At 55.4% G+C, this 22,718-nt stretch carries 23 protein-coding genes and 1 tRNA gene; 3 read left to right on the top strand and 21 right to left on the bottom strand.

Annotation, left to right across the window (positions count from 1 at the left end):
• Positions 1–233: 233 nt before the first annotated feature.
• From ACSQ3H_RS11160 to ACSQ3H_RS11115, 10 genes are all read right to left on the bottom strand, one after another.
• On the bottom strand, positions 234–2,159 hold the full coding sequence (locus tag ACSQ3H_RS11160; RefSeq protein ID WP_436117120.1) for a potassium transporter Kup: 1,926 nt from the start codon (positions 2,157–2,159) through the stop codon (positions 234–236).
• A gap of 142 nt (positions 2,160–2,301) precedes the next feature.
• Positions 2,302–3,042 carry a pyridoxine 5'-phosphate synthase gene (locus ACSQ3H_RS11155; RefSeq protein WP_436117119.1) on the bottom strand — a complete coding sequence of 247 codons (741 nt, stop codon included), beginning with the start codon at positions 3,040–3,042 and terminating at the stop codon, positions 2,302–2,304.
• A gap of 684 nt (positions 3,043–3,726) precedes the next feature.
• Positions 3,727–4,854 (bottom strand): ATP-dependent DNA helicase, encoded by a 1,128-nt coding sequence (locus ACSQ3H_RS11150; protein WP_436117118.1) that lies wholly within the window; start codon positions 4,852–4,854, stop codon positions 3,727–3,729.
• 62 nt (positions 4,855–4,916) lie between these two features.
• On the bottom strand, positions 4,917–5,363 hold the full coding sequence (locus ACSQ3H_RS11145; RefSeq protein WP_436117117.1) for a hypothetical protein: 447 nt from the start codon (positions 5,361–5,363) through the stop codon (positions 4,917–4,919).
• A 2-nt stretch (positions 5,364–5,365) separates the two neighbouring features.
• Positions 5,366–5,728: a nitrile hydratase accessory protein gene (locus ACSQ3H_RS11140; protein ID WP_436117116.1), complete on the bottom strand. Its 363-nt coding sequence runs from the start codon at positions 5,726–5,728 to the stop codon at positions 5,366–5,368.
• Complete coding sequence (nthB, locus tag ACSQ3H_RS11135) at positions 5,715–6,374, bottom strand: nitrile hydratase subunit beta (protein WP_436117115.1); 660 nt, start codon at positions 6,372–6,374, stop codon at positions 5,715–5,717. Before nthB ends, ACSQ3H_RS11140 begins: the two co-directional genes overlap by 14 nt.
• The gene (nthA, locus tag ACSQ3H_RS11130; RefSeq protein ID WP_436117114.1) at positions 6,371–6,988 is read right to left on the bottom strand and encodes a nitrile hydratase subunit alpha; all 618 of its coding nucleotides are present in this window, start codon (positions 6,986–6,988) and stop codon (positions 6,371–6,373) included. The genes nthB and nthA overlap by 4 nt, the downstream gene beginning before the upstream one ends.
• Positions 6,989–7,025: 37 nt before the next feature.
• Positions 7,026–7,619: a LysE family translocator gene (locus ACSQ3H_RS11125; RefSeq protein ID WP_436117113.1), complete on the bottom strand. Its 594-nt coding sequence runs from the start codon at positions 7,617–7,619 to the stop codon at positions 7,026–7,028.
• Between the two features lie 118 nt (positions 7,620–7,737).
• Entirely contained in the window at positions 7,738–8,310 is a 573-nt protein-coding gene (gene ilvN, locus ACSQ3H_RS11120) for an acetolactate synthase small subunit (protein ID WP_436117112.1), read from the bottom strand.
• A 20-nt stretch (positions 8,311–8,330) separates the two neighbouring features.
• Positions 8,331–10,136, bottom strand: a complete 1,806-nt coding sequence (locus tag ACSQ3H_RS11115; RefSeq protein WP_436117111.1) for an acetolactate synthase 3 large subunit — start codon at positions 10,134–10,136, stop codon at positions 8,331–8,333.
• A gap of 365 nt (positions 10,137–10,501) precedes the next feature.
• Here ACSQ3H_RS11115 and ACSQ3H_RS11110 point away from each other — a divergent pair, with 365 nt between their 5' ends.
• On the top strand, positions 10,502–12,385 hold the full coding sequence (locus ACSQ3H_RS11110; RefSeq protein ID WP_436117110.1) for an ATP-binding protein: 1,884 nt from the start codon (positions 10,502–10,504) through the stop codon (positions 12,383–12,385).
• 1 nt (position 12,386) lies between these two features.
• Here ACSQ3H_RS11110 and miaA read toward each other — a convergent pair whose 3' ends face one another.
• Positions 12,387–13,283 (bottom strand): tRNA (adenosine(37)-N6)-dimethylallyltransferase MiaA, encoded by an 897-nt coding sequence (gene miaA / locus ACSQ3H_RS11105; RefSeq protein WP_436117109.1) that lies wholly within the window; start codon positions 13,281–13,283, stop codon positions 12,387–12,389.
• 14 nt (positions 13,284–13,297) lie between these two features.
• On the opposite strand from miaA, the gene serB reads away from it, so the two are divergent.
• Positions 13,298–14,185: a phosphoserine phosphatase SerB gene (gene serB, locus ACSQ3H_RS11100; RefSeq protein WP_436117108.1), complete on the top strand. Its 888-nt coding sequence runs from the start codon at positions 13,298–13,300 to the stop codon at positions 14,183–14,185.
• Between the two features lie 255 nt (positions 14,186–14,440).
• On the opposite strand, the gene ACSQ3H_RS11095 is transcribed toward serB, so the two are convergent.
• The 3 genes from ACSQ3H_RS11095 to ACSQ3H_RS11085 form a co-directional block, all read right to left on the bottom strand.
• Positions 14,441–15,988, bottom strand: coding sequence for a DegQ family serine endoprotease (locus ACSQ3H_RS11095; protein WP_436117107.1), 1,548 nt, complete (start codon positions 15,986–15,988; stop codon positions 14,441–14,443).
• Between the two features lie 144 nt (positions 15,989–16,132).
• Entirely contained in the window at positions 16,133–16,510 is a 378-nt protein-coding gene (locus ACSQ3H_RS11090; RefSeq protein WP_436117106.1) for a BBE domain-containing protein, read from the bottom strand.
• Between the two features lie 103 nt (positions 16,511–16,613).
• Positions 16,614–17,477 (bottom strand): FAD-binding oxidoreductase, encoded by an 864-nt coding sequence (locus tag ACSQ3H_RS11085; protein ID WP_436117105.1) that lies wholly within the window; start codon positions 17,475–17,477, stop codon positions 16,614–16,616.
• A 355-nt stretch (positions 17,478–17,832) separates the two neighbouring features.
• Between ACSQ3H_RS11085 and ACSQ3H_RS11080 the strand changes: the two genes are divergently transcribed.
• Positions 17,833–17,936 (top strand) — tRNA-OTHER (locus ACSQ3H_RS11080).
• 195 nt (positions 17,937–18,131) lie between these two features.
• Here ACSQ3H_RS11080 and ACSQ3H_RS11075 read toward each other — a convergent pair.
• The 7 genes from ACSQ3H_RS11075 to ACSQ3H_RS11045 all read right to left on the bottom strand — a co-directional run bounded on the left by ACSQ3H_RS11075 (position 18,132) and on the right by ACSQ3H_RS11045 (position 22,689).
• The gene (locus ACSQ3H_RS11075; RefSeq protein ID WP_436117104.1) at positions 18,132–18,326 is read right to left on the bottom strand and encodes a DUF2065 domain-containing protein; all 195 of its coding nucleotides are present in this window, start codon (positions 18,324–18,326) and stop codon (positions 18,132–18,134) included.
• Positions 18,327–18,340: 14 nt separating this feature from the next.
• Positions 18,341–19,300 (bottom strand): protease modulator HflC, encoded by a 960-nt coding sequence (gene hflC, locus ACSQ3H_RS11070; protein ID WP_436119419.1) that lies wholly within the window; start codon positions 19,298–19,300, stop codon positions 18,341–18,343.
• On the bottom strand, positions 19,300–20,406 hold the full coding sequence (gene hflK, locus ACSQ3H_RS11065) for an FtsH protease activity modulator HflK (RefSeq protein WP_436117103.1): 1,107 nt from the start codon (positions 20,404–20,406) through the stop codon (positions 19,300–19,302). Before hflK ends, hflC begins: the two co-directional genes overlap by 1 nt.
• Positions 20,407–20,598: 192 nt before the next feature.
• Entirely contained in the window at positions 20,599–21,099 is a 501-nt protein-coding gene (locus ACSQ3H_RS11060; protein WP_436117102.1) for a dihydrofolate reductase, read from the bottom strand.
• A gap of 5 nt (positions 21,100–21,104) precedes the next feature.
• Positions 21,105–21,500, bottom strand: coding sequence for a hypothetical protein (locus ACSQ3H_RS11055; protein ID WP_436117101.1), 396 nt, complete (start codon positions 21,498–21,500; stop codon positions 21,105–21,107).
• Positions 21,479–21,898, bottom strand: coding sequence for a HEPN domain-containing protein (locus ACSQ3H_RS11050; RefSeq protein ID WP_436117100.1), 420 nt, complete (start codon positions 21,896–21,898; stop codon positions 21,479–21,481). The genes ACSQ3H_RS11055 and ACSQ3H_RS11050 overlap by 22 nt, the downstream gene beginning before the upstream one ends.
• Positions 21,895–22,689, bottom strand: coding sequence for a thymidylate synthase (locus tag ACSQ3H_RS11045; RefSeq protein ID WP_436117099.1), 795 nt, complete (start codon positions 22,687–22,689; stop codon positions 21,895–21,897). Before ACSQ3H_RS11045 ends, ACSQ3H_RS11050 begins: the two co-directional genes overlap by 4 nt.
• Positions 22,690–22,718 lie beyond the last annotated feature (29 nt).

The raw sequence follows: 22,718 nt of genomic DNA, 5'->3' as shown, positions 1-22,718 counted from the left end.
AACTCCCTGCCGTACCGTACCGTACGTTACGGCAGTGGTTTTAATAGGGCGAAGGAGATTTGACAAGTCGAAAGAGAGAAATATTTCGGGTCGTTCTGATCAACTTTTTGCGCAAGTTTATCCGAATCTCACACAAGGATGCCCGAAAATGGAACAAGAAAGTGCGATTCTGGCGCAAGAATTTCAATCGCCGATTGAGTTTTAGTTGTACCGGGTTGAACTCGCCGGCTTCGCTAGATGTTCACCTGCGTGCCGATCTCGACAACGCGTCCGGTCGGAATCTGGAAGTATTCCGTCGCATCGCTGGCTGTGCGCGCCAGCGCGATGAACAGCCGATCCTGCCAACGCGGCATTTCGGACCGCGCTGAAGCCTTCAGTGAACGTCGCGACAGGAAGAAAGAAGTCGTCATGATATCGAACTTCCAGCCCTGCTTCCGGCAAATTGCAAGTGTACGTGGAATATTCGGGCGCTCCATGTAACCAAACGTCAAAGTAACGCGCATGAAGAGGTCGTTTATAGGCTCGATACGCACCCGCTCGCTCTTTTTTACCAGCGGGGTTGGAGCGGTTATTACGGTCAGTATGACGTTATTCTGGTGCAAGACCTTGTAATGCTTGAGACTATGCATCAGCGCCGTCGGCGTGCTCTTGGGATCACCCGTCAGGAAGACAGCGGTGCCGGGCACAAGAGTCGGCGGGCTTTCGGCCATTTTCCTGGAGATCAGGTCAAGCGGAACCTCGCCCTTGCGGGTTTTCTCGAAGAGCTGGCGGCTGCCGCGAACCCAGGTAGCCATAATCAGAATAATCAGGAATGCGACCACCAGCGACGCCCAGCCACCATCGACAACCTTGATGAGATTGGCGCTGATGAAGGTCAGATCGATGATCATGAAGCAAAGCGTCAGCGATACAGCTACCCACAGGCGCCACTTCCAGATCCTGCTCATAACGAAGAACAGCAGCGTCGTCGTTACGATCATATTTCCAGTAACTGCGATACCATAGGCCGATGCGAGATTGGTCGAGCGTTCGAAGCCCAGCACCAGCAATATGACCAGGAGTCCGAGAAGCACGTTGACGCGTGGCAGATAGACCTGCCCTGACTGCTTTTCAGATGTATGTTCGATATTCAGACGAGGCAGAAGATTGAGCTGAACCGCCTGTCGCGACAGCGAATATGCACCGGAAATGACAGCCTGGCTGGCGATAACGGTGGCCATTGTGGCGAGGAGAACCATCGGCAGAAGCGCCCAATGCGGAAACATTTCAAAGAAAGGGTTTTTGGCGGCATCGCCATTCGCCAGAATAAAAGCGCCCTGACCGAAATAATTCAGTAGCAGACAAGGAAAAACGATCCACATCCATGCCGTCGCGATGGGTTTGCGTCCGAAATGGCCAAGATCGGCATAAAGCGCTTCGGCGCCCGTCACAGCAAGAAACACCGTACCGATCGTGGGGAATGCAGTTTGTGGGTTGTTGATGATGTAGTCGACTGCATAAATTGGGTTGACAGCGACAAAGACGCTCAAATCATCGGCGAGATGCCAGAGACCGAAAAAACCAATCGCCACGAACCAGAGCAGCGTTATCGGCCCGAAGATTATTGCAACCCGCGCGGTACCGAACCGTTGAACTGAAAACAGCGTCAACAGAATGACAAGCGTGATCGGAACGATAAATGGCTCGAGCGCCGGCGTCACGATCTCAAGACCTTCAACAGCCGAGAGCACGGAAATTGCCGGCGTAATCACTGCATCGCCGTAAAAAAGCGATGCACCAACGATTCCAAGGGCCAGAATCAGTTGCGGTCGGGTCTTGAAACTCGCGCGTGCCAAGGCCATCAGCGATAAAATGCCGCCCTCGCCGTCGTTGTCAGCGCGCAGAACAAACAGAACATATTTGATGGTAACGATGACTGTCAGTGCCCAGAAGATCATCGAAACGACGCCAAGCACGTCAGTGCGGCTCAAACTCCCATCGAGCGACGCGGCATGGAGCGCTTCGCGAAAAGCATAGATTGGACTTGTGCCAATATCACCGTAGACGACGCCGAGAGCACCAATAACAAGCACCGGAAAGGCTTCTTTGTGATGCAGTTCCGGTTCATGAACGACGGGACCGTTATAACAGTTCTCGTCATCCAATTGTTGTTCACTCATACAGGTTTTCCCTCGCTCTGACAGCGTGGGCGGACGAGGTAGTCGTGTTGCACCGCAATATCAATCACCATTTTTTCATAGCTCTTTACCCACGATATGCAAAAATGCATGGCAAAGCAAATCCTGCACCCGAATCAAAGGACTAGACCTTGAGCGCATCGAGAAATCTTTCCACAGCTCCAGACATTCCATGTACCAAAGCGTCTGCCGTCAGCCCATGACCAATTGAAACCTCAACAAGATTTGGCACTTTTTTGACCAAGGCCGGCAGATTGGCGACGGTCAGATCATGCCCGGCATTCACCGCAATTCCTGCTTTTGCCGCCGCTGCAGCCGTCAATTCGAGCTTTGCAAGCTCCACGGACTCGCGGCGAGGATCGTCATGGGCGCCGCCATAGGGTCCAGTATAAAGCTCGATCCGATCGGCGCCAAGCGCCTTGGCGGCGGCTGGAGCCTCTGGATCCGCATCAACAAACAACGAAACACGGATGGCCTGGTGTTTCAGACTTGCCACGATCGGCGCCAGGAAGCCGGCATGCTGTTTCAAATCCCAGCCATGATCGGATGTCGACTGTGCCGGATCATCGGGAACCAGCGTTACCTGTTCTGGTTCATTCCTTGCGACGATATCCAGGAATTCTGCCGTTGGATAACCTTCGATATTGAATTCGGCCTGGGGAAATTCATCATCAATGAGAGCCCGTATCGCCGGCAGATCTGAGAAGCGGATGTGTCGTTCGTCAGGGCGCGGATGTACCGTCAAACCGGACGCGCCCGCTGCCAAAGCGATGCGTCCAAGACCAATAACATTCGGCCAGGGCAGATCGCGCCGGTTGCGCAACATTGCGATCGCGTTGAGGTTAACGGAGAGAGATGCGGTCATGATTGAAACCCGTACGCGGAAGCACTTGCATGTTCTTTACAGGAGAAATGCGACATTAAACATTGCTATTTCATCTAATCCCAAAGATCGAGACGTTCATGAATCGGAATCCGGGATATCGGCTTGTTTGGTCTGATTTTTTCAAACCAGGAACCTGCTCAACCCGGCAACAATCGCCCCCGGGGCATCATCCTGAACGAGGTGTCCTGCCCTCGGTATGGCGTGAAATTGCGCGTTTGGTATGAGCGAAACAAGCTGACGTCCACGCTCAATCGGGATCCGTTGATCCTCTTAACCCCAAAGGATTGAGACCGGACAGCGAATACCTGGAATTTTGCCTTCAATATCATCAGTAAAGCGCTGATCCATTTGCGCAATTTGCCGATAGAACGCTGCCTGCCCGGTTTTACCGCGCCAAGGTGCGCAATAGAGTTCAGGCTCTCCTGCGGTAATGGCTGAAAGGATGCCCCTTATATAGGCAACGGTGCCCCATTACCGACGATGCCAAAGCGAACGGATTGCCCCAGATAGTCAAATGCGTGGGGCAGATCCCATTCGATTTTCGTCGCGCTGTTGTTGGTCATCCGCCAGCCTCGCTCCTCACTTTCTCATTGAAACCCAAAAAGCGATTTGAGACGAGCGAAGTCTTTTGACAGGCTGTTAAATTTTCCTGAAAGCTATGATCTAGCGCACCACAGTCAGGCGCTCGGCAGCGCGTGTGATCGCCGTGTAAAGCCAGCGTTCGCGCGTATCGCGAAAAGCATAGCTTTCATCGAAAAGCACGACCTCGTCCCATTGCGAACCCTGCGCTTTATGCGTCGTCAGGGCATAGCCGTAATCGAAATCGTCAAAACGCTTCTTGGTCTGCCAGGGAATCTCCGCGTCCGGATCGTCGAACTGGGCCTTCAGCAGCTTGATCTTGGCAACGCCCCTGCCCGGCTCTTCATCTTCCGGAGCGACCAGAAGATTGATGCCAGGTTTGACCGTTTCCCGCGACGAGGTCATGACCTTCCATAGCGAGCCATTAAGAAGGCCTTTGGCGGGGTCATTGCGCAGACATACAAGCTTATCGCCGGCTTGCGGAAAAGACGCTGAAAACCCCTTTAGTTCACGCAGCCGCTGGTTGTAGCGCCGGCGCGTGCGGTTGGTGCCAACCAGTACCTGATCGGCATCCAGCACCAGTTCTTGCGTCACATCGGCCTTGGAAATGACCTTTGCCGCACCAAAATCGCCGAAGGTGAACTCCCGGCCCTCGCGAACATCCAGCGCCAGACGAATAATCGGATTATCGCGGGCCTGGCGATGAATTTCGCTCAAGAGAAAATCAGGCTCGTGCTCGGTGAAAAAGCCGCCGCCGGAAATTGGAGGCAATTGTCCCGGATCGCCCAACACGAGAATGGGCGTTCCGAAACTCATGAGATCGCGTCCCAATTGCTCATCAACCATAGAGCATTCGTCAACGACGATAAGCTTCGCCTTAGACACAGGGCTTTGACGATTCAACGAGAATGTCGGAGCGATGCTGGTCTTGCCAGTGGTTTCATTCTCGACCGCCTCTTCGCCCCGTGGCCGATAAATCAACGAATGCAGTGTGCGGGCATTGGCGGCACCCTTGGAACGCAAAACCTGCGCCGCCTTTCCGGTGAAAGCCGCAAACTGAACGTCGCCTTCGATATGTTCGGCAAAATAGCGGGCAAGCGTCGTCTTACCGGTACCGGCATAACCGAAAAGCCGGAAAATCGGGCTGCGACCGTCTTTCAGCCATTTTGAAACGGCTCGAAGCGCTTCATCCTGTTGTGGTGATAATTGCATGGTCCTGAGTGACAGGATTCGCCGTCAAAGGGCAAGGAAAATGGACGCAGGGGGCATTAGACTTATAGGTTATCCGGGTTTCCCGGACGGATCTGCCCCTCGCCAACACGGCCGAACTGTTGGTCAATCATGCGAAACCGATCGCCTTTGACCTGCAACTTCCAGCAAATCTTCTGTTCTTCGCCCTCATATGTCAGGCAAAGACTATCTTTCTCCAGCGCCCAGTCGCCAGCGTAGGACATGCCCTTCGTCGCAACCTGTTCTGGCTTGCAGCACTCGATCATTTTGCCGCGAGACTTGCCATCCGGGCCGAGGAATTCTGTGAAATTGAACGGCGGCTCTGCTTTGACCTCACCTGTGAGCGTTGCTCCAGTGATGACCTTGCGTAAATCCTCTTCGCTGGGTGTTGGCCAGGCATCGTCTTGCGCCATGGCATGGCTGGCGAAAAGTATCAACGCGGAAACCTGCAAAAACGTCCCGATCTGGCGTACTCTCAGCAATATTTGCATCTTCAGGCCCGGTCCGGATCATTTTCAAGTGTAATGGGTTGTCCATGCGGAGTCGCATGAGCGGCACGTTGCCAGGCGGCGGCTAACTGATCAATATCATGCTTGTCCGCAACATTCTTGGAGGCAATGAGCAATTCCAGCGCCTCAAGCCAACAATGATAATAATCACTGGCGTCATCCAGCGCGCCGGGACGCTTGATTTTTACTGAAAGCGCGTTCGCCCATTCCTCCCAAGTGAACAAACCCCGATCATGCAGGGCGACCACCATTGCGAAGGCTTCCGCCTGCCAAGGTTCCGCGAATACCGGCGCATCACCATTTGCCGGTATTCCGCGTGAGTAAGTTATCAGCTCACGCAGGCTCAAGGTAACTCTCCCATGCATCAATGCTGACGGTCAAAGCAGGGTCGGCTCCATCGCCCCAAATTTCAGGCGCAGTAAAGACCACCGTATAGACGTATTGCGGGTTCTCGCCCTTGCCGTGGGCGTTGGTATCGGGAAAGACAAAGCCATCGCGGACAGCTTCGACAACACCGAACTTGCCACGTGCATAGCGCGGCAGGCGCGTATGTGTTTCCGGATTGAAGTTATGCGTGCGGATGCGATCACCAGCCTGGAAGCGCGGCTCCCCTGCCACCGGACGATCGCAGGGACCACCCTTCGCAAGGACAGCAGCGACATTTTCTGCTTTCAAGACACGCTTGGGCTGGGTTCCTGTGCCGAGAGAGTGGCCTTCGCCGAGTTCCTGTGGCTGGACAAATCCATGACGCTTGAGCAGCACCTCCAGCGCCTTCGTCCATATTTCGTAGTAGCTGGACGAGTAATAATCCGCAGGGCGCAGGCATTCGCGTGCGTGGCGGCTCTCGTCGATATTCCAGTGCCCCATCGCGCCAGCCGCGATCGTCATGCCCATTGCCCGTTTTTCCCACTCGGCATGAAACAGCGGCTCGTTCTTCTCGGGCGCAACAGGACCAAAACCCATCTGTCCGCCAAGGTCCTGCGGGCCGTTCATGCTGCCTCCGGTTCAAGCGCCAGCCCGGTTCCGATCATCGAATCACGTGTGACGAGCTCAGCCAGTTGCTCTTCGCTCAAGCTATCTGTACCTGCGGGACGCAGTGGCACAACCAGATAGCGCAGTTCGGCAGTCGAATCCCAAACCCGGATCCTGGTTGTTTTGGGAAGGATCAAATCAAATTCCGCCAGGACGCCACGCGGGTCAATAACCGCTTTGGACCGATACGGCGGGGATTTGTACCAGACGGGAGGCAAGCCAAGCACCGACCACGGATAGCAGGAGCAAAGTGTACAGACGACGAGGTTATGCGTGTCCGGCGTATTGAACACCGCCTGCATGTGCTCGCCCTGCCGCCCGGTGTAGCTCAGCGACTCGATTGCTGCAGTTGCGTCGCGCTTCAGCCAATCGGCATATTCCGGATCGGACCAGGCTTTGGCCACGACCTTGGCTCCATTGCGTGGACCAATCTTCGTCTCATAGGTATCGACGATCACATCGATAGCCCGCGGATCGATAAGGCCCTTTTCGGTCAAAATTGTTTCCAAGGCTCGCACGCGCGCGGCCATGGGATCGAGTTCATTATCGTGGTGGTCGTCATGATGGTGTGGCATCAGAAAATCCTATGCGCCAACAGCGGCTAGCGCAAGCTCACTTTAACATCGGCCATAGGCTGGCTACGAGCAAGGCGGCCATAGTGATGTTGAACCATTTGAGCCGCAACGGATCGGTAAGCCAGCCGCGCATGATCTGGCCAAAGGCTGCCCAACTGGAAACTGATGGGATATTAACGATGGCAAAAGCAACGCCCACGATCAAAACTGTCGCAAAGTAGGCCTGCGGCGAGGTGTAGGTCGCCATCGCCGTCACAGCCATCACCCAGGCTTTCGGGTTGATCCACTGGAACGCCGCAGCTTCCAAGAACGTCATCGGCCGCGCTTTGCCATCAACGGTATTGAGAGAGCGAGACATGGCGATCTTGTAGGCGAGATAAACCAGATAGGCGCCGCCCGCAAATTTCAGGATCGTATAGAGAAGCGGAAATGTCTGCAGCAAAGCGCCCAGTCCCAGACCGACTCCAAGAAGTAGACTAAAGAAACCCGAACCGATCCCGAACATGTGCGGAATTGTGCGTTTGAAGCCGAAATTGACGCCCGACGTCAGCAGCATGAAATTGTTCGGTCCCGGCGTTATCGATGTAACGAAAGCGAAAACCAGGAGCGTCAGAAAAATTTCGAGAGTCATCGTGAAACCAAACCTTATGAAAACCCACTCATAGGGTTCAGCGAGTCTTGGCTCAATCGCGAACTTGTCAGGGATACAATTGCGCATCCCCGACAACGCTTATTGAGAGTAATGGGCTCTACATACCCAAGGGGCCGCGGTTCATCGCGGCAACGCCCGTCCGGCAAATCTCGACAAGGCCAAGTGGCTTCATGATCGCGATAAACTGGTCAATCTTCGAGCCCTTGCCGGTGATCTCGAAGATGAAATGCTCCGTCGTTGCATCCGTCACCTTGGCGTGGAATGCATCGGCCAGACGCAATGCTTCGTTGCGATGTTCGCCAAGTCCCGCGACCTTGACCAATGCTAGCTCGCGCTGGATCGGACCACTCTGGCCAAGTTCATCTGCGCGCACAGATAAATCCACCACACGATGCACTGGAACAATGCGCTCCAGCTGGTGGCGGATCTGATCCAGAATATGCGGCGTGCCGCGCGTCACGATCGTGATACGCGACAGGTGCTGCTCATGCTCGGTCTCGGAAACCGTAAGACTTTCAATATTATAGCCTCGCCCCGAGAAAAGGCCAATCACGCGGGCAAGCACGCCGGGCTCATTGTCAACAAGAACCGATAGGACTGTCGTAACTGGTAGTTCAGTCTCCTTGGCAATGAAATATGCCGAGCCGGAGGCCAGATTTTGAGCGTTCATTTGTTATTTTCTCCGGTTGCTTAAACGAGCTGCCTGCCCTTGGCATCGATAGCGTTGGCGACTGCATCATCCGTTGCCTCGTCGGGCAGAAGCATTTCATTATGCGCTTTGCCGGAAGGGATCATCGGGAAGCAGTTTGCGAGATTAGCCACGCGACAATCGAAGAGAACTGGCTTTTTGACGTCGATCATTTCCTGAATGGCATCGTCGAGGTCACCGGGCTTTTCGCAGCGAATACCGTGACCGCCATAGGCTTCCGCGAGCTTGACGAAATCTGGCAAAGCTTCCGTATAGGAATGCGACAGGCGATTGCCATGAAGCAGTTGCTGCCATTGGCGCACCATCCCCATATACTGGTTGTTCAGAATGAAGATCTTGATCGGCGCCTCATACTGAACCGCTGCACTCATCTCCTGCATTGTCATCTGCACCGACGCATCACCGGCAATGTCGATAACCAGTGAATTCGGATGCGCGATCTGCACGCCCAACGCAGCCGGCAGGCCATAGCCCATCGTGCCGAGGCCACCCGATGTCATCCAGCGATTGGGCTTCTCGAAATGGTAAAACTGCGCTGCCCACATCTGGTGCTGGCCGACTTCTGTGGTGATATAGGTGTCGCGATCCTTGGTCAGCGCATAGAGCCGCTCCAACGCATATTGCGGCATGATCACGTCCTTGTTGCGCGTATAGGACAGAGATTTACGTGAGCGCCATCTGTCGATCTGCGACCACCATGCATCGATCGCCTTTTCGTCAGGCTTTGTCGAAGAGGCGCGCAGCAGCCGAACCATATCTTCGAGCACATGGGCAACGTCGCCAATGACCGGAACATCGACCCGAACCGCCTTATTGATCGAAGACGGATCGATATCGATGTGAATCTTCTTCGAATTCGGCGAGAAACCGCTGATGCGGCCGGTAATACGATCATCGAAGCGCGCACCGATGTTCAGCATGACGTCGCAATCATGCATGGTCATGTTGGCTTCATAGGTTCCGTGCATGCCGAGCATGCCGAGCCAATTCTTGCCGGATGCCGGATAGGCGCCGAGGCCCATCAGTGTCGAGGTAATCGGGAAATTGGTGAGTTCAACCAGTTCTCGCAACAATTTGCTTGCTTCGTTGCCGGAATTGATGACACCGCCGCCCGAATAGATAACAGGGCGCTTTGCCGTCAGCATAAGGGCCACGGCCTGCTTGATCGCCTCGATATCGCCTTGGATCTTGGGATGATAACTGGTGCGCGGAGAGATTTCCGGCGGTGTATACATGCCGGTCGCGAACTGAACATCCTTCGGAACGTCAACGAGGACGGGACCCGGACGCCCGGTTTTGGCAACGTGGAAAGCTTCGTGCAGAACACGCGCCAGATCATTGACATCCTTCACCAGCCAATTGTGCTTGGTGCAAGGGCGCGTAATACCAACCGTATCGCATTCCTGGAAGGCGTCCGAACCGATCAGACTTGTTGGAACCTGACCACTGATACAGACCAGCGGAATGGAATCCATCAGCGCATCCTGCAGCGGCGTTACCGCGTTCGTTGCGCCGGGACCTGACGTAACCAGCATGACGCCCACCTTGCCAGTCGAGCGGGCATAACCCTCCGCCGCATGGCCCGCACCCTGCTCGTGCCGAACCAGAACGTGGTTGATCTTGTCCTGCTGGAAGAGTTCGTCATAAATCGGAAGCACAGCGCCGCCCGGATATCCGAAAATATCGGTCACACCCTGATCGATGAGAGCCTGGACGACCATTTCGGCGCCGGTCATTTCACGTCGTTGCGATGAGTGGCTGTCACTATCCTGTTTTTCTGCGGTCATCGGTCTCTTCCCGTATATTCTGCGGCACTCGGCCCTTCAGAAGGTGTTTTCGTTTAGCTGAGATGTTGGAAATAAAAAAGGCCCCCGAAGGAGCCTGTGTTTCGCGCATGGGAGCTTTCGCCGGGTGCTTACTACACCCTGCCCATACGCGATCCCACGACGATAAGAACTGTTTTCATGGGCGCGGACGATAATTTAGCAAATTCCATTCGTCAACGGCAAAAATGCAAATCAATTGAGCCGCGCTGAAGCTGGTCAAAACAATTGTCATTATCGCGCTAAGATAATCTCAATGCCTTCAAACTACGGTGACCCGACAAGTTTGCCAACAAACCTGCCGTCAGTTCCAGGAATGGTCACAAAAAATGAGCGCTGAAGCATTGCCTGCTGAACAACCCAGACCCTTTGTCCGCAATCGGACCGATGGGCATGTCATCGAATGCAATGGCGAGAAAGCTGTCATTTATGCCCTGACCGGACCGTCTGTCGCAGCATCTGATGACTATTGGACGGTCGGCCAATTGATCTCTATCCAGGTCGGAACCACACGTGTTGTCGGGCTCGTCTACGAAGTCAATGTACACGATGCGGAGTGGGTCGTCGAAACCGACCAGAGCATTCGCGTCCATGTCGAACTCATCGGACAGGTTAACGAGCATGATGATGGTTCGTTGACATTCTCATCCGGCATCGCGAACTATCCGCACATGGGCGCCGTAGCGCACCGAATCCGCGCAACAGATCTCGCAACGATCTATACGACGAGCCTGAAAAACACCGTATCAGTCGGGCATTTGTCGCAAAATGCATCGATTCCAGCGCTGATATCGATCGATAGTCTGGTTTCGCGACACTTTGCTGTGCTCGGCAGCACCGGCGTCGGCAAATCGAGCGCCGTTTCCCTGCTTTTGCGCAAGATCATCGCCCAGCGACCCGATTTACGCGTGCTGATCCTTGACCCCCACAACGAATTTGCCAGCGCCTTTCCCCAGCACGCGATTTCAATCGATTACAACACGTTTGAATTGCCCTACTGGTTGTTCAGGCTAGAGGAATTTGCCGAAGCCGTCTTTCGGGGAAGGCCTACCGTACCCGCGGAAGTCGATGCTTTACGCGATTTGATCCCGATCGCCAGGGAACGTTTCGCCAGTTCCGAAGCCACAACCGCCGCGTCTCTTTTAAAAAAAGATCGCGATTATTCATCGATGACTGCCGATACGCCGACACCGTATCGTATGGCCGATCTTATCAAGCTGATCGACGAACGCATCGGCCAGTTGGAAGGCAAGACCGATCGGCCGACAATGAAAGCGTTGAGACAGCGTTTGCAAGCGCTGGTTGCCGATCCGCGCTATCGCTTCATGTTCTCCGCCCCGACGACAATGGACACGATGCGCCAGACGATCGGGCATATCTTCCGGATACCCAAGAACGATCGGCCCATTTGCGTCTTTCAACTGGCCGGATTGCCGTCGGAAGTGGTGAATTCCGTTGCCTCGGTGTTGTGCCGCATGGCTTTCGACCTTGCGGTTTCAAGCGATGGCCGGGTGCAGACACTCGTCGTTTGCGAGGAAGCGCATCGCTACATTCCAGCCGATACCAATGCAGGGTTCTGGCCAACGCGCCAGGCCATCGCCCGTATTGCCAAGGAAGGCCGCAAATACGGCGTTTATCTCGCTGTTATCACGCAGCGACCGGGCGAACTCGACGCGACGATCCTATCCCAATGCAGCACGGTTTTCGCCATGCGCCTCGGTAATGAGCGGGATCAGGAGATTATTCGCGGCGCTATTACCGGCGCATCCCAGAGTACTATCGGGTTCCTGTCGTCGATTGCCAACCGCGAAGCAATCGCCTTTGGTGAAGCCGTTCCGACGCCGATGCGTATGATATTCGAGACGATCGCGCCCGAGCAATTGCCAGCAGCGCATATGGCCAAACGCCAGGAAACAGTACGGCTCGGCGATTCTCATCTGTCTCTTGACACAATCCTGATGCGGATGCGTCAACTCAATGCTGCGGAAATCACCAGCAATGACGATGACACGTTTGACGCTATCGAAAGCATCAGCAAGCCCATCGCAGGTCAGCGCCCGACGGCTCCGTTGGCTCAGGAGCCTGTAAGGACACAGTGGCGCAATATCGATGCGGCAATTCGCAAAGAGGAGCCGTCAAAACCGCAACTGGAAAGTACCGATCGGTTCCGTGCCAGCGACCTGATCCGTACATTTCGCAACGACAAGACCTAAGTCACGGATAATACAGTCTTTCCCAATCGTCACCAAGTTGGTTACGGAACCATGTCATCTGCCGCTTGGCATACTGGCGAGTGGCGATGGTCGCGAGTTCCCCCGCCTCCTCCACACCGAGCCGATCAGCAAGGACCTCGGCAATCTCGCGCACTCCGATCGCTCTCATAGCCGGGAGTTCACTCGGTAGTCCCAATGATAACAATGACTTCACCTCGTCAATGGCACCGGTTTTCATCATGGCTTCGAAGCGCGATGCTATGCAGGCGCCCAGCCATTTCCGGTCGGGCTCGATGACGATCTTGCGGGCGGCTTCAGCGTCGACGAGTGCCCTGCCGGTTGCCTTTTGCCATTCGATGATCGACCGGCCCGATGCATCAATAACTTCGAGCGCCCGAATGATCCGCTGGCTGTCGGTCGGACGCAATGCAGACGCTGCCACCGGGTCTTTCTCATTGAGAATTGCGTGCAATTTCTCAGCGCCCAGCTCCGCATCCTGCTGACGCCAATACGTCCGGATATCCGCCGGAATGTCGGGCATTGCCGAAAGTCCTCCGAGAAGAGCACGAAAATACAACCCGGTACCGCCAACGAAAATCATAGTCTTTTCAGCTAGTTCAGACCTATTCAGAACCTCTTCGGCATCAGTAAGCCAGCGTCCGGTCGAATAGGCGATGCTCGGCGAAACATGCCCGTAGAGATAATGTGGCGCGGCCGTGAGATCATCCGGACCGGGACGTGCAGTCAACAAGTTCAACACGTCATAAACCTGCATCGAATCCGTGTTGACGATCACGCCGCCGGTTTCATCCGCCAAACGAAGCGCAAGCGCTGACTTGCCGCTGGCCGTCGGTCCGGCTATCAGGATTATCTGTCTTTTCGTCACGTCAACGCCCAATCGGAAATCGCCCTATGCCCTTGATGGCCACGCTCATCGCCAATCCCGCCACATCGAACCTCGCACCATCGCTCGGGATTAAAGCCTCGGCGGCGGTCAATGCAACAGGTCTTTATTGGTTGGCCGATGGGGTTGCCTGTGATTTGGCATTGAGAGAGGGCACCGATGCCGCTGAAGCGCATCGAGAACTGGCCCGTGCGATCGATGGCGCGCCCATAGATATTGTCGTGCAAAATCAAGACACTAGACGCAAAAAAATCCTGATCGCGGACATGGATTCCACCATGATCCAGCAAGAATGCATCGATGAACTGGCCGAAGAAGCCGGCCTGCGCGACAAAGTGGCGGCGATCACAGCACGGGCGATGAATGGCGAAATTGCCTTCGAACCTGCCCTGCGCGAACGAGTAGCGCTGCTGAAGGGCCTGCCCTATACGGTGATCGACAAAGTGATCGCCGGTCGCATCACCCTGATGCCCGGCGGGCCCGAACTGGTGCGTACGATGAAGAAACACGGCGCCTACACATCGCTCGTTTCGGGCGGTTTTACCGTGTTCACCCAGCGTATCGCCGACATGATCGGCTTTCATGAGAACAATGCCAACACATTGATTGATAACGGAAAAATCTTGACAGGCGAGGTCAAGGAACCGATCCTCGGCCGCGAGGCAAAGGTCGCAGCACTCACCTCGATCTGCCAACGTTTGGGCCTGTCACCCCTGGATGCGATCGCCGTGGGAGACGGCGCCAATGACCTCGGCATGTTGCAACTGGCGGGAACAGGTGTTGCCCTGCACGCAAAACCGATAGTTGCAGAACAGGCAAAGGTGCGGATTGACCACGGTGATCTGACCGCCCTCCTCTATATCCAGGGCTATCGAAAAACCGATTTCGTGGCTTGAACTCGCGTCGTTACACCAATTTTTCGCGCAATGGTTGAAAAACTTGAGCCAGAATCGACAACTCTTGCGTAAGATTCGCAAGTTCTTGTGCAAGATTGGATAGTTCTTGCGCAAACTTGCATGCGATCCTGAATCCTCTGAATGAAAAATGCCGGCTTATATGTGCCTGAGTTCATCCAAATAGTCTCTAGCCGTACCGTCCGGTACGGTTAGATCGTACTCTGCGGTACGGTTGCTTGCATCCATCCGTCTCAATCAGTCCATTTGAAGGGTGACGAAGCGGAGTTCCCCGGTTTTCGACGCCAACATCAGCAGCGCATTCTTGCGGCCTTCGTCGCGAAGCTTTTCGATCCGCGCCGCGACGTCGTTGGGCGTCGAGACGGTCTCCTGCGCAATGTCGACGATGACGTCACCTGCCGCGATACGCTTGCTGGCGGCGACCGACCCATTCTGCACTTCGGTCACGAGCACGCCCTCGACCTCCTTGGCAATGCCGAAGGTCTTGCGGGTGTTTTCATCGAGCTTTCCGAGGGTCATGCCCAGCACGTCGACACCCTGAACGGCTCCGTCCTCGCCGGTCGTCTGGTCGTCCTTCTTGGCAGCCTGTTGATCACCGTCTTCGAGACGGCCGAGCGTGACCTTGACAGTCTGCTCCTTGCCCTTGCGGATAACGACGACATCGACTTCCTTGCCGATCGGGCTCTCCGCGACGACGCGCGGCAGATCCTTGACGTTGTTGACTTCCCTGCCATCGAAACGGGTGATCACATCACCGGCCAGGATCGAGCCATTGGCGACAGGCCCGCCCTCGATGATCCCGGCAACCAGCGCGCCCTTGCTGGAGGTCATGCCGAGGCTTTCGGCAATATCGTCAGTCACTGGCTGGATGCGCACGCCCAGCCAGCCACGCCGTGCCTCGCCAAACTGGCGGATCTGCGCGATGACGCCCGAGGCAAGTTCGGCCGGAATAGCAAAACCGATGCCGATCGATCCACCGGTCGGCGAAATGATGGCGGTATTGATGCCGATGACCTGACCATACATGTCGAACAGCGGCCCACCGGAATTACCCCGGTTGATCGCGGCATCGGTCTGGATAAAATTGTCGTAAGGACCGGAATTGATATCGCGGTTGCGCGCCGAGACGATACCGACGGTCACGGTGCCGCCAAGGCCAAAGGGATTGCCGATCGCCATGACCCAATCGCCGATACGCGTCTTCGATGAATCGCCGAATTTGACCGCAACCAGCTTGTGTCTTTTCGGATCGACCTTGAGGACGGCAAGATCCGTCTTGGTATCCTTGCCAACGAGGGTCGCCTTCAGCTTTGAACCGTCATTGAAATTGACTTCGATCTCGTCGGCATCGGCGATGACATGATTGTTGGTGACAACGATGCCCTCAGCCGCATCGACCACGAAGCCGGAACCCAGGGATTGCACCTTGTGCGAGGGGTTGTTTTCGCCCGGTTTTTGCTTGCCAAAATATTCATCGAAGAATTCCTGGAAGGGCGAGCCTTCCGGAACCTTGGGCATCGGCACCGGGCCTGATTCCCCATCCTGTCCCTTGACTGTCTGCGAGGTCGAGATGTTGACCACGGCATCGAGGAGCCCTTCCGCGAGATCGGCCACGGAGGCCGGACCCTGCGCCCGGGGCTGCAGGCTGTTCGGCACGGCGGGAGCTTGCACCTGCGCTCGAGCGATGCCGACAAATGCCGGCGAGAGGCTTGTCGCGGTCAGCGCAATCAGCGCGGTAGCCGCGGTTGCGGAACGGAGAGCGAGGCGACCAGTCTTGAAAAGCATGCGTTCGGGCCCTTATCGAATTCAGAATAATACAACAGAACGGCGAGAGGTGACATAAATATGACCGAGTAGCTATTGCAGCACTTATTTCGGATCAGTCAATTCAAGAGTTGATGAATTGGCGGAACTCGGGTGCGTGGATAGCTACGGCTTCGGTTCAATATTCTGGTTTAGCCGGAAAAGGTTGGTAGGGTCGAAACGCGCCTTGAGCCTGGCCAGTTTGCGATACTTCTCGGCACCATAGGCGCTAAATGCAACATCCTTGCCCGCATCCGCCTGTTCATTGACGTAATTGCCGCTGAGTGAAAGTGCGGCCAAACGCGCGGCAGTTGATCGTGCCCATGCTATGCAGCGCGGATCATCGGTCTTGTCGTCCCATATTGAATCGGCGATCCAATAATACGATGCCTCCCGTCCGCTGTAGGCAGTGGCGCTTTCCGCAACGTCGGCTATGGCACCGCCAAGTTGCATCACATAAATTTCAGAGTCCGGCGAAGGGGATGACGCTATCGAGTCTTTCATACATTCGATCACGTTGCTGTTGATTTCGCTAAAATAGCCACCCTTGGCGTAGCAGCGCCGGCCCCAGCATAGATGGTCATCGTTCCGCTTCTGCAGGTCAACATTATGCCATGGAGCTGTGCGACCCCGACACGGCTCGGCCAAGGCGGCCAAACGGGGCGAGGATAGTGTCGGCCCGGTCAGACGACCCTGACCAAACTGCTGTCACAACAAGGCTGCTGGATGTCAATGTAAATGAAGTTGTCAGCTCGCGGGGTGCGTTGTGCGCTAGCTCCTGATATCCACGAAGAGCGCCCTGACAATCGCTGGTTTGATATTCCCAGATTCCAACGACAACCTGACCCAACGAATGCATGCGAAACCTGAATTTGGTCACAACACCGAAGTTGCCGCCCCCGCCGCGTATGCCCCAAAACAAGTCTGGCTCGGTATCCGCGCTGCTCTGAATCAATTGGCCATCAGCAGTAACAACATCGGCCGCCAACAAGTTATCGATTGTCAGGCCAAAGCGGCGGCTCAACCATCCCATGCCTCCGCCCAAGGTCAGCCCGGCAACGCCCGTATGCGACACCAGGCCCGCTGGGGTTGCGAGGCGAGCACGAGATCCGGCTGCATCCAGATGCTGCAGGAGTGCGCCACCACCCACTTCAGCAGTCCGTGCGATGGGATCAACGACAACTTCATTCATCGCAGACAGGTCGAGCACGATGCCATTGTCGCATGTCGACAGACCTGGCAGGCTATGGCCACCACTTCGGACGGCGAGCAAAACCTCGCGCTTCGCAGCAATTGCAATGGTTTTTGTTACGTCTCGCACATTTTGCGCACGCACGATGGCGGCGGGCCGCCTGTCCGCTATGGCATTCCATACTTTTCGGTGGTCATCATAGTCGACATGACCCGAACCCAGCACCGCGCCATCTATTCTCGTTTTTTCGAGTTCGCGAATCAGCAATGCTGCTTCCATGCCCAAGTCCCCCGCAGTAGCGCGAGGCAAAATCTGCACGAGAACTGGATCGATCGCGCAGTCCCCTAACCGCTGTGATCGAAACATCGCATAATTCTAGGTGATTGTCCCGATGACAAGGCGCATGGTCCGTTCATAATGTGGGCATCCCAAATAAAGATGGATTGGGATGGAAAAATGCGAGGGTATGAGGACCACGAAGCGAGAATGCTCCAGTTGGTCATAGAGTTCGGCTGTCGTCAGAGAGCCCAACGGACACAAAGTTGACGCCAATGAAGCGAATTTGGAGGATTCGCGTCAACAATGATCCGTTTGAACAGGGTAATTGGTACTCATCGATGCCGTTCGCATCGTGGACGTGGCGTAGCTCAATCGGAAGAGCAATTCGTTTTCTGCTCGGATGGCATCACATTCGAGGACGGATAGGTTGCGGGTTCGCGCCCCGCCGTCACGTCTCCAGCTCTTGGGCAAGAAACAAGCTTAGCGGTTATCTCCCCCTTGTGGGGGAGAAAGGATTTTTCCTGGAGGGGGATTTGGAAACTACTGCGCAAAATCCCCTCTCTTGCGATTTCTAGCATTTGAGCGAAGGGCTCAAGATGCTGAAATCGCTTTCTCTCCCGCAAGGGGAGAGATAACGCTGCATCAATGTTGACGTTAGATTGACGAGCCCCGCGCGAGCCACACTACCGCCACGCCGACAGCAACGGAAGCGACGCCGGCGATGCGCAGGAACCCGTCCGGCTGTTCGCTGACGTCACGCGCGACGCGTTTTGCGATGAGGGGGAAAAGGCCGTAGAGCAGTCCCTCGAATACGAGGAACAGCCCTACGGCATCGATGAAATCGATCATGCTTCGGCCCGCCCCTATTTAGGGGCAGGTGCAGGCGCTGCCGGAGCAGGCGTCCCGCTGACAGGCGGCGTCGCGCCGCTCACCGGAGGCAACTCGCCATTCGAATTCTGGAAATAACGGAAGAACTCGGAATTCGGTGAAAGCACCATCGTTGTTCCCGTATTTTCCAGAGCCGTGCCATAGGCGGTCATCGACCGGTAGAACGCAAAGAAATCCGGATCCTTCGAGAAGACATCAGCGAAGATGCGGCTGCGCTCGCCTTCACCCTGACCTCGGGCGATTTCCGATTCCTTGCGGGCTTCGGCGATGATCTCGACAACCTGACGGTCGGCGATCGCCTTGATGCGCTGTGCCGCTTCACGGCCGCGGGCACGCAGGCGCTCGGCTTCCGCCAGACGTTCGGCCTTCATGCGGTCGAAAGTCTGTTGCGAGACTTCCTGCGTCAGGTCCGTGCGCCGAATACGCACGTCGGTGATCTGCAGGCCGAGAGACTCCGCGTCGGGGCGTAGTTGCTCGCGCACTTCATGCATCATGCCTGCACGTTCGTCGGACAGGGCAGCTTCGAAGCCACGCAAACCATAAACACCACGCAACGCTGCATCGAGACGGGTACGCAGGCGTGCCTCGGCCAACGTCACGTCGCCTGAGACAGTCTGCCGGAACTTGCGCGGGTCGGTGATCTGGTAAACAAGGAAGGCATCGACCTCGTAGAACTTGCCGCCCGAAACCTGAACACGGATATTGTCGAGTTCGAAGCTCAAAAGACGATCTTCGATCATCTGGACATTATCGGCCTCAAGAAAGCCGAAAGGCAACTTGAAATAAATGCCGGGATTGGCCTTCACATCGACGATCTCGCCAAACCGCAGGACGATAGCCTGCTGGCCGGCCCTGACGACGAAGAGGGATGAATAGATCAGCAAGGCGAGGAACGCGATCAGGCCGACAATAAGAGGAACACGGTTCTGATTCATCATTTTGTCCCCTCTGTGGTGGTGGCGGGGGCAGGCTTAGCGGTCAAACCCGGCAATGGCAGATAAGGCACGACGCCCTGTCCGCTCTGATCGACAATCACCTTGTTCGAATCTTTCAGTACACGCTCCATTGTCTCGAGGAAGAGACGCTTGCGGGTGACTTCCGGCGCCTTGACATATTGATCGTAGACGGATGTGAAGCGCTGCGCCTCACCTTCTGCTTCCTGGACGATACGGTTCTTGTAGGCAGCTGCATCTTCGCGGATCTGCGCACCTTCACCGCGGGCCTGACCCAGCTTCTGGTTGGAATACTGGTTGGATTCCTCGACGAAACGATCTTCGTCCTGCTCGGCACGCTGAACTTCATCGAAGGCGTCGGCCACTTCGCGCGGCGGCGCCGCATCTTCGATCGACACGGCATTGATCGCAATACCGGCGCCATAATCATCGAGTGTCTTCTGGATGATCCCGCGCACATCATTGGCGATGCCAGCGCGGTTATCACGGAAAATGTCCTGGGCCGGGCTGCGACCGACGATTTCGCGCATGGCGCTTTCTGAGACCTGCTGCACGAGGTTCTCAGGATTCTCGACGTGGAACAGATAGGCGACGGGATCAGAGACGCGATAAAGCACGGAGAACTGCACATCGACGATGTTCTGGTCACCGGAAAGCATCAGGCCTTCCTTGGCGCCGCGGGCACCCTGCCCGCCAATGTTCTTCTGCTTCTCGACGATTTCGACCTTTTCGTAGGATTCGATCGGCCAGAAATGGAAATGCAGGCCTGGCTCGGCAATATCCGGCTTCGGCTTGCCGAAGCGCAGTTCCACAGCGCGCTCGTCCGGCTGGACTGTGTAAATGGACTGGAAGAGCCAGAAAGCCACCAGCGCCAGAGCAGCCAAGCCCCAGATCGCCGGACTGCCGCCCGTCCCACCCGGAAGCGCCTGACGCAAACGATCCTGACCACGGCGGAATATATCTTCGAGGTCTGGAGGATTTTTGCCTCCGCCCCCTTGCGGCTTTTGACCCCAAGGGCCACCGCCGCCGCTATTATTACCGCCGCCGCCCCATGGGCCGCCGCCGCCGTTCTGATTACTCCAGGGCATTCCTACCTCTTAATTTGAACGAAAAGCGCCACCCTGTGGCGTCCTCCCGCTAGTCCGATATCCCGTTTATAGGGATGGCGGGCCGCGCTTTCAACGCGTAGCGAAGCTTTTCAAGCGGAATTGGTAAAAAGCCAAACGATTATGGCTGTTTATCACGATATTTTCATACCGCTTGCGATCGAGCCGAGCATATCAACGGCGCTCGTAGATGACAAAACGCGTTGCATAATTGTCTTTTTCACCCGCCGGAAAATCTTCGCTGGAGATTTCCGCCCAGATTTTCGGATCGATTGGAGGAAAGTGAACGTCGCCCTCGACCTCGGCGAGAACCCAGGTGACATACAACCTATCGGCGCGGTTCAATGTCTGGCGAAAGATATCGCCGCCGCCAATGATGCAGATTTCGTTGACCTTGTCGGCGCCGGCATGGCTGCCGCCGATCATCAGCGCCTCATCGACGGAGCGGACGGCAATCACGCCTTCAACGGAAAAGGCCGGATCGCGAGTGATGACGATGTTGGTACGGCCCGGCAGCGGCCGGCCCAACGAATCCCATGTCTTGCGCCCCATGATGATGGGCTTGCCCATCGTGGTGGCCTTGAAACGCTTGAGGTCCGAAGACAGCCGCCACGGCAAGCCATTCTCACGGCCGATCACGCCATTTTCGGCAATCGCAACAACAAAACTGATCATATGAATTAGGCTGCCAGTCTATGGATAAGGGCATCCTCGACGTAGATACCATCGACTAGCCAGTTTTGAACCCGCACTTCGCCCGTCCCTTCGACATGGGTCTCCCGTTTCAAACCAGCGATGAGCGGATCAGTAGAATTGGTAACATGAAAAGTTGGAAAACGCAGGGCAGAATCATGGGGATGCGCTTTGCGCCATTCATGGACCAACGTATGAGCTTCCAAGGATTTCTTGCTAATATCTCTTCTCTCGCCCTCATAGGCAATGAGCAATTTCCATCTTTCATCGGTGGATAAATAGACCCAAAGTGCCGCGGCAACGCCGAAACCACCATGATCGAGAATCTCGATCAGTTTCAGTCCGGCATCCACATCCGATCTTACCAATGTTTCTGCAGCCACTGAAAAACTCCATCGTCTTGGTCCAACATTGCCCGACGCATGTCTGTAGCACGAAACACATCAATTGTATCGTATCTAGTCTCTTCAGACCATTCAGAAACAGCTGACCAATGGGTACCAAACCTTGGTCGCAGATTCCGCTCATCTTCGAGTACGACATTGAGCTTGGCGAGGCGCATGAGTCTGTCAAGATCATGACTGTAAATCTCATTGACAAATCGTTTGTCTGGAATTGTCTCAGGTGAGAAACTACGAGCGATGCAAGCTTTTAGGGCTATTTCAGCGGCATAGCCAAACAGATAATAGGAATTACTGAAACGTTCATGTTCGAATAAGAGCACGGCGTCATCAAGTTTCGTTTGCGCTATCTCCTGAAGATCACCACGGGATAACGTCATACCGCGATCGGTGCCTTGATGCTCGCCTCGGCGACATAATCTATCAGATGGAAATCGTCATATTTGAAGGCAAAGAGATCGGTAACATCCGGATTGATCTGCATCGTCGGCAGTGGGCCGGGCGTTCGGGTCAGTTGCTGCTTCGCCTGTTCGAAATGATTGGCATAGAGATGGGAATCGCCGAGAGTGTGGACGAATTCCCCCGGCTTGAGACCTGTCACTTGCGCCACCATCATCGTCAGCAGCGCGTAGGAGGCAATGTTAAACGGCACGCCGAGGAAGATGTCCGCCGAGCGCTGGTACATCTGGCAGGAGAGCTTGCCATCGGCCACGTAGAACTGGAACAGGCAGTGGCAGGGGGGCAGTGCCATCTCATCGACCAACGCCGGATTCCACGCTGAGACGATCAAACGTCTTGAATGAGGATTCTTGCGTATCTGACTCAAAAGATTCGCAATCTGGTCGATATGCCGGCCGTCGGGAGCTGGCCATGAGCGCCATTGAGCGCCATAGACCGGGCCAAGATCGCCGTTTTCATCCGCCCACTCATCCCAGATGGTAACGCCGTTTTCCTTGAGATAAGCGATGTTCGTATCGCCATTCAGGAACCACAGAAGCTCATGGATGATCGATTTCAGATGCAGTTTCTTCGTTGTCAGCACGGGAAAACCCGCTGCCAGATCGAATCGCATCTGATAGCCGAAAACGGACCGCGTACCGGTGCCGGTCCGGTCACCGCGATCGACGCCGGTATCGAGCACATGTTGGAGTAAATTTAGATAAGTGCGCATAATTTCTTTTAGCAGATTCGGCTAACGAA

The sequence above is a fragment of the Phyllobacterium sp. LjRoot231 genome (assembly GCF_964253365.1).
Taxonomy (GTDB): domain Bacteria; phylum Pseudomonadota; class Alphaproteobacteria; order Rhizobiales; family Rhizobiaceae; genus Phyllobacterium.
This window is presented reverse-complemented; position numbering and strand designations above follow the sequence as displayed.